Source organism: Methylocapsa sp. S129, from assembly GCF_009765995.1.
Lineage (GTDB): Bacteria > Pseudomonadota > Alphaproteobacteria > Rhizobiales > Beijerinckiaceae > Roseiarcus.
The window spans coordinates 890,577-903,416 of the sequence record NZ_LMUI01000011.1; the positions used below are offsets into that span (position 1 = coordinate 890,577).

Genomic DNA, 12,840 nt, shown 5'->3' on the forward strand with positions numbered 1-12,840 from the left:
GCCGTCCTTGGCGGACCGGCGCGGCGCCGGCGGCCGGGATTCGCCCGAATCTCTTGACGGGAGCGGAGCGCAGCGGTGTCGATGTCTTTTGAAGGGGCCATCAAGCACCCGCCGGTGCTTCTGATTGAAGACGAAAAGGGACTAGTCGACGAAATCAGCGCCGAACTTCGCGGCCTCGGCTATCCCGTGAGCCATGCTGACACGATCGAGGGGGGGCTGCGTGCGGCCCGCGACGGCGATGCGGCGATTATGATCGCCGATCGTTTGCTGCACGGCTCCGATGGCGTGTCGATGATCCAGACGCTGCGCGCGGAAGGCGTCACGACGCCTGTGCTCGTGATATCGACGCTTTCCTCGGTTGACGAGCGCATCCGCGTGTTGAAGGCTGGCGGCGACGATTATCTCGTCAAGCCGTTCGCGATGGCGGAACTGGTGGCGCGCGTCGAGGTGATGGCGCGGCGCCTAGGCGATGCGCCGACAATCAAGCTGCGCGCCGGCAGTCTCGAAATGGACCTGATCGAGCAGACCGTGAGACGCGGCAAGACATTGATCAATCTGCTGCCGACTGAGTTCAAGCTCCTCGAATATTTTATGCAGCACCCCGGCCAGATCGTCACGCGGGCGATGTTGCTCGAAGAAGTGTGGCGCCACCGGGTTGGGCCGCAAACCAACGTCATCGACGTCCATATCGGCAAGCTTCGCCGCAAGATCGACGCGCGCGGCAAACCGTCGCTGATCAGGAACATTCGCGGCGCTGGATTCAAACTCAACGCGGACGGCTGATATCCCTACTCAAGTCCGTCGTCACGGGTCTGATCGCACGCCCGCGGAGCGCCATCTCGCTCATTGAGCTTGGGCGCCTGCGCAAAGCAAGCATCGATCGCGGTTCAGGAAATGACGCCCTGCGGGAAGCGGCGGGTTAGCGCACGCTCGTTGGCGCTCGCGGCGCGACATCGGCCGCGGTTCGGCCATGCCGGCGAACGCGATGGCCTGTTGTCTGGCGCGTGACGGGCCGATGCGCGCGCGATGTGACAAACGCCACATCAGGCGCTCGGGCGCAGACCTATCTCAAGCCCATGCGACGGGTCATCGCGATCCGGCGCAACCCCCCAGCCGAACATCGGCTATCGGGGAAATAAAACAATCAAAAAAAGGAAAATATCATGCGCAAGATCATCTTGCTTGCAACGACTACTGTCGCTCTCGCCATCGGCGCCAGCGCCGCCTATGCGACGAGCCCGAACCTCACTCCCGAACAGTCGCCCTACGCGATTTTGGCGCCGCAGACGCTCGCGTCTCCGTCCATTTCCGAGGGCCGCGCCGCCTTTACGGGCGACAATGCCGGCTATTCCTCCAGCTACGTCGATCCCGCGCCGCAGACGGTCACCCCGGAAGAGAGGAACTATTATTCGCGCGGTCGCTGAAGACCTGATCGATCGATCGGCGTCTGGCCATCGATCACCGGGAGTTTTGCAAGTTCTCTCAGCCAACGAGAGGCGCCGGAAGGCGCCTCTCGCTAGGTCGATCGGAACCGCAGGCGATCCCGCTTCGCATCTGTCGCCACCCCTCCAACGATGGACGGCGCATCATTCAGAAAGTTCTTATGTCGCTCGTATCTATTCTCGCTGATACAGGGGCGGCCCTCCGCCTTCAGTTTGAAGGCCTCACGCCCAATACAATCGATCTCAAGACGCTTCCGCCGCATCTTCGCGCATCCGAGAACGGCCCGCGTGAAACCGACGAAACCCTTCGCTCCTTTGCGCGACAGGTTTGCATGGATATGCAGATCGCCGGAGGCGTGCTCAGCCCGCGCCCCGCATTGGCGAACGAGGCGGGCCGTCTCGATCGTTAGATCCAGACAGCCAGGGCGCGTCAACGCTCCCTTCGTTGGGTCTTGTCTCTGCCGCTCGCGTCATATGGCCGAGCGGTATCTCCGATAAACGCAAACATTTCGCGGCGATCGTCGCGCCTTTGAAGCGCGCGACGCCAGCTATATCGCGCGCGCGTGGCGCATTTGTTCAAGAAAGGTCCGCAAGCCTTGGCGGATTTGCGGCGCGTTGGCGATGACATGGCCGCCGTCGTGCTCCAGGATCAGCGGGTTCCTGAACTTGGATGCGAGCGCCGAGGAGGCCTCTCCGGGCACGATGGCGTCCGAACGGCCCATGATATGCGCGGAGGGGAGGTCGTAGTTCGCTCTCTCGCCATAGAGCCTGGCGAGGTCGGCGTCGGCGCTGACGAAGCCGCCGACCATAATGGCGAAGTCGAAGGCGAGCGATTTCGCCCCGCTCCCCGGCGAGCCGTCGCGCGTGCGCAATCCTACGAGCAGCGCAGCGAGGGCTGCGCCCTGGCTGAAGCCGAACAATCCATCGAAAGGACCCTGCCGCGCGAAGGCCGCCACGATCGCATCGACGGTTGTTCGCCAGCCCTGATAGCGCTTGACGCCCATTCCGACACGCGCGTCCGCCTCCGCCGCGGCGCCTTCGATGGCCGTGGCGCGCCACCAGCCGAAATCGCCGCCGGCGAGAGATGGCGCGTCGATCGAGACAAATTCCGCAAGGTCATTGAGGCCGTCGGCGAGCGGGGCCAATTGTCGACGCAGGATTTGCGCGCTGCCGCGATAACCGTGCAGGCCAAGGATGCGGAGTCTTTCCATCGGCGATTGATCCCGGAATCGTGAAGGCGGCCCAAAGGCGCAACCTCATGGGCCGTCCAGCGCGTGTCGCGCCACAATACAATGAAGCGCGCCGTCGCGGTAACTTGGCGGGTCCAGACGGCGATTGGCGTCGCAAGCCGCTGATTGACCGCGCGCGACGCCGACCCGCGACGACCCCCTTTAGGCCGGCGGAAAGCGAAGATTGCGCCGACCGCGAACGCTGTGGCAATGTCCGCGGGCTCGGGGGCGGTTGGTCGAGGCTAGGCGCGCTCCCCTGAGCGCAAAGGTCTCGCGGGAGGATGAACATTATGGCCAATGACAAGATGATGGTGCAAATCACCGGGAAGGATGGCTTCATCGCCGCGCTTGACCAGAGCGGCGGCTCGACGCCCGGGGCCCTTCGCCTCTATGGCATTCCCGACAGCGCCTATAGCGGCGACGCCGAAATGTTCAGGCTCGTGCATGAGATGCGCGTGCGCATCATGACCGCGCCGGCCTTCACCGGCGCCAAGGTTCTCGCCGCGATCCTGTTCGAAGCGACGATGGACGGCCAGGCGCAGGATAAGCCCGTTCCGGCTTTCCTGTGGGAGCAGCGGGGAATCATTCCTTTTCTGAAGGTCGACAAAGGGCTCGAGGCCGAGAATGACGGCGTCAGCCTGATGAAGCCGATGCCCGCGCTCGATGCTCTTCTCGCTCGGGCGGTCAAGCTTGGAATCTTCGGCACCAAGATGCGCTCGGTGATCAACCTGCCCTCGAAGGCCGGCATCGCCGCCATTGTGGCGCAGCAGTTCGATATCGCCGCGCAGATCGCCGGGCATGCGCTGATGCCCATCATCGAGCCGGAAGTCTCGATCAAGAGCCCGGATAAGGGCGGCGCGGAGGCGATTCTTCTCGCGGAATTAACGAGTAAGCTCGACGCCTTGCCCGAGGGCCGCCAGGTGATGCTGAAGCTGACGATCCCGGATGTTCCCGATTTCTATTTGGCGCTGACGAACCATAAGCGCGTCGCCAGGGTCGTCGCGCTTTCGGGCGGCTATACGCGCGCCGACGCCTGCAAACGCCTGTCCGCCAATCACCGCATGATCGCGAGCTTCTCGCGGGCTTTGGCGGAAGATCTCAAGCACGGGATGAGCGAGGCGGCGTTTGACGCGGCGTTGGCCCAATCCATCGACGAGATCTACCGGGCCTCGACCGTGAAGGTTTGACGCGAGGCTGGGCGCGGCGCGGTCGAGGGCTCACGAGGCCGAGCGGAGCGCGACCAGCGCGAGATCGATCGCGAGCACGACGAAGATGAAGAGGTCGGAGACCATCGCGATATTTTCGATGGAATTCCGCCCGCCCTTCAGGAAATGCTGGAGCCCCGCCAATCCATAAAACAGGCCGCCGACGATCGCCGCGGGTACGATCCAGCCGCTATGAAGAAGCGTCAGCGCGCCGAGCAGCCCGATCGAGAGATTGCCGAAGCCGAGCTCCTGGACGATCGTCAGGGCCGCCTTTTCCTTGACGTCGAAGATCGTCTCGGCGGTGAAAGCGGGATTGGCGACCTGCCGCGCGCCCGCCAGCAGCAGCCGGACGCCGACCGCCCAGAAGACGAACCATTTGCCGACCAGGAACAAAAGATCGGCGCTGTGATGCAGCAGGGCGAATTCAATGAGAATCGAACCGACGGGCAGGACGCCCATCAGCAGGATGATGATCGTAAGATACATTGCATGCCCCCCATGCCGGACTGATCTCGCGCCTCGCGCTTTCGAGATGTCTCCATCATCCTAGGAGATATCGGAGCGGCGCCCAACCCACGATGTCAGCCGCGGCTGAGGCGGAGACCAATCTTCGGGGCGCGGTCAAATGCAGCCGCTTGATCCCCCTGATTGAAGGCGGCAGTCTCTTCCCGCTAGCCGAGCAGGGGATCAAGGCAGGGGGGACGGGCGCATGCGAAAGCTGACGGCGCTGTTCATCGCGGCGGAGGCCCTATGGACGGGGCTCTGGCTGGGGATTTGGGAATTCTATCCGGTGAAGCCCTGGACCGACGCATGGCGGCGTCCGGTGGTGGTCGCAACGGCGCTCGTCGGCGCGGCGACCTTATTGACCGCCTTCCTGCTCGTGCAAACCGCCCGGATCGAGGCGACCGAACACGAAGAGGAGGGAGAGGCCACGCGGATATGGATGCATTGGGGCGCCGACGTCTTCATGCAGTTTTTCGCGTTCTTTCTCACCGTGGAAGCGCTCTTCAACGTGCTGTCCTTCCTGCGGTTCGACATTGCCGCCTACCCCATTCTGGAAGGCGTTCGACGCAGCATCGAAATCGGATCGGTGATCGGGACGGTCGGCGTCATGATTCATTTGGTCAAGAGCGGCTATGAGGCCAGATATGTCATTCTCGGCGCATCCGCGCTGATCGCCGCTTCCTATGTCGTCGCCATGACCGGACCGACGTTGCAGGAAGGCGCCGCCGCTCAAATCGATGCGCTGCAAAAGGCGATTGAATCAGGCGCGTGCCAACAAAATCATATCGACATCAAGACCGGCCGCCTGGTGACGCTCTGCGCAATCCCGATGAAGCTCGAACTGCCCAAACCATGAAGCAGCGGCGCTATAATGCGTAACGCGATCCTTATTCCGCGCCCATCCTCATCAGAACTTAATCCGTTCAGGCCGATGTCACGGCGCCGGCGAGCGGCGCTTCGGCGACGGCTTCTCTCGTCTTCGCGCCCTTGGCGATCAGCACATAGGCGGCCGGCACGACAAACAGCGTGAACAGCGTGCCGAAGGCGAGCCCGCTGGCGATGACCAGGCCCATGTTGAAGCGCGAGGCGGCGCCGGCGCCGCTCGCGGCGAGCAACGGCGCGACGCCGAGCACCATCGCCGCGGTGGTCATCAGGATCGGCCGCAGCCGGATCGACGCCGCCTCCAGGATCGCCTCGCGTTTCGACTTGCCCTGCGTCCGCTGCTCGTTCGCCACTTCCACCATCAGGATGCCGTGCTTGCTGATCAGGCCCATCAATGTGACGAGGCCGACCTGCGTATAAATGTTGATGCTGGCGCCGCCGATGCCGAAGCTGATGAAGACCAGCGCGCCGGCGAGCGACATCGGCACCGAGACAAGAATGACGATCGGATCGCGGAAGCTATTGAACAGCGCGGCGAGCGAGAGAAAGATGATGATCAGCGCGAAAGCGAAAGTCGTGACGAAACCGCCCGATTCCTGTTCGGTCTGGCGCGACGGCCCGCCGAAATCGACGGTATAGCCGGCCGGCAGCGTCTGCGCGGCAAGCGTTTTCAGCGTCGCAAGCGCCTCGCCGCTCGCCACGCCCGGTATGGCGACGCCGGAAATGGTGGCGGCGTTGAGCTGTTGGAAGTGATTGAGCGATTCCGGCGTCGTCTTGGTCTCGATATGCGCCAGCGTCGAGAGCGGCACGCTCGGTGCGATCGTCGATCCGCTGCTGCTGTTGTTTTTGATGTAATAATTCAGCGCCTGGTCGGCGTTGAGGCGCCACATCTGCTGAACCTGCGGGATGACTTTGTAGGAGCGGCCGTCGAGACTGAAATAGCCGGTGTAATTGCCGCCCAGCATGCTCGCCAGCGCGCCGCCGACATCGCTCATCTTCAAGCCGAGCTGCGAGGTCTTGTCGCGGTCGATGACGACGGTCGATTGCGGCTGGTCGATCTTGAGATCGCTGTCGAGAAAGATGAACTGTCCGCTCTTCTGCGCGTCGCCCAGGAATTTTTTCGCCACGTCGTCGAGCTGGGCGAAGGCATTGGTCGTGCTGATGACGAACTGGATCGGCAGGCCGCTACTGCCCGGCAGCGGCGGCAGTTGAAAGGCCGCGACGCGCTCGCCGGCGACGGCGCCGAGCTCTTTCTGGATGAGCGGCTGCAGCGCTGACGCCTTCGCCACGCGCTGATCCCACGGTTTCAAGAGCCAGCCGCCGATGATTTGACCCGGCACGTCCAACTGGAAGACGCCCATCGTCTCCGGATGCCCAGAGAGAATGTGAGAGGTCTGGTCCGCGTAAAACTGGCGTTGATTGAGCGTCGAATTGGCGGCCGCCGTCGACGACAGCAGAATGATCCCCTGGTCTTCGGCGGGGGCGAGTTCGGTCGACGCGCTCGTGTAGAGCCAGGCGAGGCTCGACAGGACCAGGGCGGCGAAGACGACGACGACCGGCATGGAATTGAGCGCGCCCCGGAGCCAACGCCGGTAGCCGCGCGTCAAGCGGTCCATCGTCCGGTCGATCGCGCGCACGAGGCGCGCCTCGAACCCGCCGCCGTTGCGGTCGTGCGGCTTGAGCAGATAAGCGCAGGTCATCGGCGAAAGGGTCAGCGCGATCACCGCCGAGACCGTGACGGCGCCGGCAAGCGTGAAGGCGAATTCCGTGAACAGCGCGCCGGTCAGGCCGCCCTGGAAGCCGATCGGCACATAGACTGCGATCAGGACGATCGTCATCGCGATGATCGGGCCGGCGAGTTCGCGCGCCGCCTGGATCGCGGCGTCGAACGGTTTTGCGCCCTGCTCCATGTGACGATTGACGCTCTCGACGACGATGATCGCATCGTCCACCACCATGCCGATGGCGAGGACAAGAGCGAGCAAGGTCAGCAGATTGATTGAAAACCCGAACAGCAGCATCAGCCCGAACGTGCCGATCAACGAAAGCGGAATGGCGACGACTGGAATCAGCACCGATCGCCATGAACCGAGGAAGGCGAACACCACGAAGGTCACGATGAGGCCGGCTTCGGCGAGGGTGCGGACCACTTCGTCAATCGAAGAGTTCACGAAGCTGGTCGAATCGTAGACCACCTGGGCGGTCAGGCCGCTCGGCATTTGCGCCTCGATATCGGGCAATTGGGCGCGCACGCCCTTGATCACGTCAAGCAGGTTGGCGGCGGGCACGACCTGGATGCCGATAAAGACGGCGGTCTTGCCGTCGAATCGCACGGCCGAATCATAATCGTCGTCGCCGAGCGTGACATTGGCGACGTCCTGAAGCCTGATGATCGCATTGGACGTCTGCTTGACGATCAAATTCTGATAGTCCGTCAGCGAATGCAAATTGGTCGACGCCGCCAGATTGACCTGGACGAGCTGGCCCTTGGTCGCGCCGAGGCCGGCGATATAGTCGTTGCCGGTCAGGGCCGCGCTGACGTCGCTGGCGGTCATCCCATAGGCGGCGAGCTTGGCCGGATCGAGCCAGGCGCGCAACGCGAAGTTCTTGCCGCCGAGAATTTCCGCCGTCTGCACGCCCTGCACCGCCTGCAGCCGCGGCTGCACGACGCGCGTGATATAGTCGGTCACCTGGTTGGCCGCCAGAACATTGCTGGAAAAGCCGATGAACATCGCGTCGATGGTCTGGCCGACCTTGAGCGTCAGAGCCGGCTGCTGCGCGCTTGCGGGCAATTGGTTGAGAACGGAATTGACCTTGGTGTTGATCTGGGTGAGCGCCTTGCCGGAATCGTAATTGAGCCGGAGGTTGACGGTGATCGTGCTCGCGCCCGTCTTGCTCGTCGAGGTCATGTAGTCGATGCCGTCGGCCTGGGCGATCGCATTCTCCAATGGCGTGGTGATGAAGCCGGCGATGATGTCGGAATCGGCGCCGACATAATTGGTCGTCACCGTCACGACCGCGTTCTGGGTCCGCGGATATTGCAGGATCGGCAATGTCGCCAGGGACCGCAGTCCGAGCGTCAGGATCAGCGCGCTGACGACCAATGCGAGAACCGGACGGCGGACGAAAAGATCGGTGAAGCGCATCGCGAAACCTCCGGCTCACTTATCCACGATGGACGGCGAAGACTCGGCGACGGGGACATGGTCGTTGTCGACCAATACGGGGCTGCCGTTGCGCAGCTTGATCTGGCCGGCGACGACGACCTTGTCGCCTTGCCTGACGCCTTGCGTCACCGCGACCTGGTCGCCGCGCACGAGCCCGGTCTTGACGAAGGACTGGCGCGCGACGAGGCCATCGTCCTTCTTATCGACGAGGAAGACGCTGTCGCCATAGGAATTGTTGACGATCGCCGTCTGCGGCAACGTCACCCATTGCTCGGGCTCGCCGACGGCGACGACCACTTTGGCGAACATGCCCGGCATGAGCTGGCCGTCGGGATTCTTCATGAGGGCCCATACCTCGACATTGCGGCTGCTCGAATCGACCTTGGCGTTGACCGCCTGGATCTCGCCGGGGAACGTTTTTCCGGGATAGGCGTCGATCGTGACCGCGACCGGCTGGCCGACCTTGATCTGGCTCAGCGCCTGCTGCGGCAGGTAGAAGTCGGCGATCATCGGATCAAGCTTCTGCAGCGTGACGATCGTCGTTCCCGCGCTCAGATATTGGCCGATGTCGATCTGGCGGATGCCGAGCCGGCCGCCGATTGGCGCTTTGAGAGTCTTCTGCTCGACCGTCGCTTTCTGCTGATCCACCAGCGCCTGATCATTTCTGAAGTTGGCGCTGTCGGTGTCGAGCGTCGCCTGACTCACCGCGTGGATCTTGAACTGTTCCTGATCGCGCTTGAGCGTGACCGCGAAATTATCGGCCGTCACCTGCAGGGAGACCAGCTTGGCGATGTCGTCATCGGCGTTGAGCTGCAGCAGCGTCTGCCCCTGCTGAACATTGTCGCCCGATTTGAAGCTGATGGTCTGGACGATGCCGGAGGCCTGGAGCGCGAGATCCGCGCCGCTGCCGGCGCGCAGCGTGCCAATGGCTTCGATTTTCGGCTGCCAGCTATCGGTCGCGGCGACGATCGCCGAGATCGTTTGCGGCGGATTGGCTGCGCTGGCCAGGAATTTCTTGATCATCCCGGCCTTGAAGGTCTGGAAGCCGTAGAGACCGCCGCCGACGATTCCCACCGCCACGAGCATGATCGCCATGCGCTTGATCATTGCGCACTCTCCTTGGTTGTCGCATGCGCCTGTTGTTCGGGGCCGGCCAGATAGTTGGGCGCGACGCGCGGGGCCGCGTCGGGCGTCTCGTCGACGCGGTTCCACCAGCCGCCGCCGAGGGCCTGGAACAAAGCCGCCGTATCGGCGAAACGCGTCGCCTGCGCCTTGACCCGCGAGATGACCGCGTTTTGGTAGGTCTGCTGGTCGGCGACAATCGTCGAATAGGCGACGGCGCCGGCCTTATATTGCAGCTCGGCCATGGTCAGGCTGTCGAGCGCGACCTTCTCCGACGCGGAATCGGCCTTCAGCGTATCGGCGTCCGACTGCACGGCGCGCAAGGAATCGGCGACGTTCTGGAACGCGGTAATGACCGCGCTTTTGTATTTGGCGAGATCCTGCTGGTAGGTCGCGACATCCGCTTCCTTCGTGTGAAAGAGCGCGCCGCCGTCGAAAATCTTCTGCGACACGCTCGAGGCGACGCTCCAGGCGATCGTTTGCGGAGAAAACAATTTGTCGGCGGATAGCGCGCTGCTGCCGTAGCTGCCCGACAGCGTGACCTGCGGCAGCATGTCGGCGATGGCGACGCCGACATTGGCGGTCGCCTGATGCAGGGTCGCTTCGGCCTGGCGAATATCGGGGCGCTGGCGCACCAGCGCTGAGGGCAGGCTGACCGGCAAAGCGCGCGGCAGGCGCAGGGCGGAGAGGTCGACGCTTTCGCCGCGGTCCTCGCTCGGCAACCGTCCGAGATAGGCCATCAACTGGTCGCGTTGCTGGGCGAGCTGCTTTTGCAGCGGCGGCAGAGTCGCTTGGGTCGCCAGCAGTGTCGACTGCTGGGAGAGCACGTCGGATTGGGCGACGCCGCCGAGTTCGAACTGGCCGCGAATGCGGGCGAGCTGGTCGGTCTCCGCCTTGATGATGTCTTGCGTCGCTGCGATCTGCGCGCGCAGCGATGCGTCGGTGATCGCAGCCGTGACCACATTGGCCGTCAGAGCGAGATAGGTCGCCTCAAGTTGGAAGCGCTGATAGTCGGCCTGCGCCTGCAACGATTCGATCTGTCGCCGCGTTCCGCCGAAAATATCGGGCGTGTAGGAGACGCTGACGGACGCGCTGTAAAGGTTATACAACGTCGCCGGCCCGGCTTCGCCGGCTGAAGCCAGCGAGGACTGCTCGCGCGTCGCCGAACCGTCGGCGCTCACCTGCGGAAACAGCGAACCCTGCTCGGAACGAACGTTTTCGCGCGCCGACCGAAGCGCGAACTGCGCCGCCTGGACGTCGGGATGGTTGCGGATCGCCTCTTCGACAAGGGCGCTGATTTGCCTGGAGCGGAACAGCGTCCACCATTCCGCCGGAATGTCCCGCCCCTTGACGAAGGATTGCGACGTCCCGCCGGCGGCGGCCGTCGCGCTGGTCGCCTTCAGGGCGGGTTCGACCGTATAGCCGGCGACCGCGGGCGCATCGGGCGTTTTGAAATCGGGTCCGACCGTGCAGCCGCCGAGCAGCAGGACGGCCGCCGCAAGAGGACTGAGCCGCGCCGATGCGGAGCTGCGGCGCGCTGGCGTCAAACTCATGATGGTTGCCCGATAAAACTGAACCGTTCAGTCTTGTTGCTTTTCATAACACGATCTTCTAAGCTGGAGTCAAGAGGAAACTGAACGGTTCGGTTTTTCGTTCGGGAGGCTGAAGATGGCGGCGAGCGGGAAAATGCGGCAGGCGCGGGCGTCCGAGCCGGCCGCCGGCGCGGCGACGGCCGGCGGGGAGAATCGAAAGGCCCGCCTGATCGTCGAAGCGGCGCGCAAGGTGTTCTTGGAACAGGGCTATGACGGGTCCAGCACCGATCTGATCGCCCGCACGGCCGGCGTGTCGAAAGCGACCCTCTACGCGCATTTTGTGAGCAAGGAGGCGCTTCTCCTTGCTTTGGTCGAGGATGAAATGCGGACCAAAGCGCCCGGCGGCTTTTGGGAGCCTGAGCCCGGGCCTCTGGATGTCGAGGCGACGCTGCGCCGCATCGCCAAGCGCTTCACCGCTTTTTTCCTGAGCGGCGAAGGCTTCGGCCTGCATCGTCTGATGATCGCGCAAGCCTCCCGCTTCCCCGAAGTCGGCCGATTCTTTTATGCGGCGGGCCCCAAGAAACTTCACGGGCAGGTGGCCGCCTTCATCAGGGCGGCGGTTGAGCAAGATCTCCTGATCGTCCCCGACATTGACCTTGCTGCGACGCAGTTTCTCGCCCTTGTGCGCGGCGAACTGCCTCTCAACTGGACGCTCTCGCTGGGCGCGCCAACCAAACGCGAGGTGGACGCGCTCGTCGAAGGCGGCGTCCGCGTGTTTCTGGCCGCCTATGGCCGCGAGGCTGTCACCGCGAGGCAAGGCCGCCGATCGCCAGGCGCCGCGGTTGCGCAGACTTGATCCGCGATCGGATGGTCACGGTTCACGCGGGCATGACCCGGCATTCGTCCGCGCGTTGCCAAGACCCCCGGAAAACGCATGTTGCGCGCGGCGGCGCTTGTTCGTCCGCCCTTAGATCAGGAGGGGAAATCCATGCGATCAGTGAGAACGATGGGCGGCTCTTTGGCGGCCCTTGCCTGCGCCGGCGCGATGCTTTTGGCCGCGACGACCGCCCATGCGGCGATGGCGCCGACGCCCGCCGCGCCGCATTCAAATCCCGACATTCAATTGGCGTGGTGCGCCGCCGGTCTGGCGCTCGGTCCATTGGGCGGCTGCATCGTCGGCGGCCCGAATTACTACGGCCCGGGTTACTATCACCGCCGCCATTGCTGGATAAACCGCTGGGGCAATCGGGTCTGCAACTGGTAGCGCCGCTCCGCCCAAAGACGCCGCCGCCGGCATTGCGCCAGCGGCGGTTTTTTTTCGTCAGACGTTTGGGCTCCGCTCGCAATGAAATTAGGGCGCCGCAGTCGACTGAAACAAAACTTCGCTCAATGGAGACGACGCATTCCTGACGAGACGGGCATGGACGCGCCGGTGGTCGGCGTGTTCGAGCCGACTCGCTTGGCGTCGGGAATGAAGCCGAACTGATTGCAATCGCCCTGGCACCCTGGGTTCTCGACGCCCATGGCGGCCTCATTTCTATATTCCTGCGACATGTCCGGCTGGTGGCCGGTCACGCAATGGGGACTATTGTATTGGCAGTCCGCCAGTGTCACAGGCGCGCCGGCCGAGGGCATCGACGCCAGCGGCAGCGCCGACGCGGGGCCGAAATTCAAAAGCGCGGCAATCGAGACGAGCGCCGCCAGGCTGAAACCGGTTTGCAATCTTGCCATCTGTGCCTCCATCCCATCGATGACGG

At 63.6% G+C, this 12,840-nt stretch carries 13 protein-coding genes; 7 read left to right on the forward strand and 6 right to left on the reverse strand.

Annotation, left to right across the window (positions count from 1 at the left end; genetic code table 11):
• Positions 1-81 precede the first annotated feature (81 nt).
• From GSQ90_RS06690 to GSQ90_RS06700, 3 genes are all read left to right on the forward strand, one after another.
• Entirely contained in the window at positions 82-783 is a 702-nt protein-coding gene (locus tag GSQ90_RS06690) for a response regulator transcription factor (RefSeq protein WP_158814267.1), read from the forward strand.
• 380 nt (positions 784-1,163) lie between these two features.
• Positions 1,164-1,424 (forward strand): hypothetical protein, encoded by a 261-nt coding sequence (locus tag GSQ90_RS06695; protein ID WP_158813981.1) that lies wholly within the window; start codon positions 1,164-1,166, stop codon positions 1,422-1,424.
• Between the two features lie 179 nt (positions 1,425-1,603).
• On the forward strand, positions 1,604-1,852 hold the full coding sequence (locus tag GSQ90_RS06700) for a hypothetical protein (RefSeq protein WP_158813982.1): 249 nt from the start codon (positions 1,604-1,606) through the stop codon (positions 1,850-1,852).
• 138 nt (positions 1,853-1,990) lie between these two features.
• Here the strand turns inward: GSQ90_RS06700 and GSQ90_RS06705 are convergent, their stop codons facing one another.
• Positions 1,991-2,653 (reverse strand): hypothetical protein, encoded by a 663-nt coding sequence (locus GSQ90_RS06705; protein ID WP_158813983.1) that lies wholly within the window; start codon positions 2,651-2,653, stop codon positions 1,991-1,993.
• A 308-nt stretch (positions 2,654-2,961) separates the two neighbouring features.
• On the opposite strand from GSQ90_RS06705, the gene GSQ90_RS06710 reads away from it, so the two are divergent.
• Positions 2,962-3,858, forward strand: coding sequence for a fructose bisphosphate aldolase (locus tag GSQ90_RS06710; protein WP_158813984.1), 897 nt, complete (start codon positions 2,962-2,964; stop codon positions 3,856-3,858).
• Between the two features lie 30 nt (positions 3,859-3,888).
• Here GSQ90_RS06710 and GSQ90_RS06715 read toward each other — a convergent pair whose 3' ends face one another.
• Positions 3,889-4,362, reverse strand: coding sequence for a hypothetical protein (locus GSQ90_RS06715; RefSeq protein WP_158813985.1), 474 nt, complete (start codon positions 4,360-4,362; stop codon positions 3,889-3,891).
• A gap of 223 nt (positions 4,363-4,585) precedes the next feature.
• Here GSQ90_RS06715 and GSQ90_RS06720 point away from each other — a divergent pair, with 223 nt between their 5' ends.
• Positions 4,586-5,236 (forward strand): hypothetical protein, encoded by a 651-nt coding sequence (locus GSQ90_RS06720; RefSeq protein ID WP_158813986.1) that lies wholly within the window; start codon positions 4,586-4,588, stop codon positions 5,234-5,236.
• A 67-nt stretch (positions 5,237-5,303) separates the two neighbouring features.
• Here the strand turns inward: GSQ90_RS06720 and GSQ90_RS06725 are convergent, their stop codons facing one another.
• The 3 genes from GSQ90_RS06725 to GSQ90_RS06735 are packed head-to-tail and all read right to left on the reverse strand — an operon-like array spanning position 5,304 to position 11,104.
• Positions 5,304-8,408 carry an efflux RND transporter permease subunit gene (locus tag GSQ90_RS06725; protein WP_158813987.1) on the reverse strand — a complete coding sequence of 1,035 codons (3,105 nt, stop codon included), beginning with the start codon at positions 8,406-8,408 and terminating at the stop codon, positions 5,304-5,306.
• Positions 8,409-8,423: 15 nt separating this feature from the next.
• Positions 8,424-9,536: an efflux RND transporter periplasmic adaptor subunit gene (locus tag GSQ90_RS06730; protein WP_158813988.1), complete on the reverse strand. Its 1,113-nt coding sequence runs from the start codon at positions 9,534-9,536 to the stop codon at positions 8,424-8,426.
• Positions 9,533-11,104, reverse strand: a complete 1,572-nt coding sequence (locus tag GSQ90_RS06735; RefSeq protein WP_158813989.1) for an efflux transporter outer membrane subunit — start codon at positions 11,102-11,104, stop codon at positions 9,533-9,535. Before GSQ90_RS06735 ends, GSQ90_RS06730 begins: the two co-directional genes overlap by 4 nt.
• A gap of 115 nt (positions 11,105-11,219) precedes the next feature.
• Here GSQ90_RS06735 and GSQ90_RS06740 point away from each other — a divergent pair, with 115 nt between their 5' ends.
• On the forward strand, positions 11,220-11,939 hold the full coding sequence (locus tag GSQ90_RS06740; RefSeq protein ID WP_246731434.1) for a TetR/AcrR family transcriptional regulator: 720 nt from the start codon (positions 11,220-11,222) through the stop codon (positions 11,937-11,939).
• A gap of 132 nt (positions 11,940-12,071) precedes the next feature.
• Positions 12,072-12,347, forward strand: a complete 276-nt coding sequence (locus GSQ90_RS06745) for a hypothetical protein (RefSeq protein ID WP_158813990.1) — start codon at positions 12,072-12,074, stop codon at positions 12,345-12,347.
• 122 nt (positions 12,348-12,469) lie between these two features.
• Here the strand turns inward: GSQ90_RS06745 and GSQ90_RS06750 are convergent, their stop codons facing one another.
• A complete protein-coding gene (locus GSQ90_RS06750; RefSeq protein WP_158813991.1) occupies positions 12,470-12,814 on the reverse strand; it encodes a hypothetical protein in 345 nt (114 codons plus the stop codon).
• Positions 12,815-12,840 lie beyond the last annotated feature (26 nt).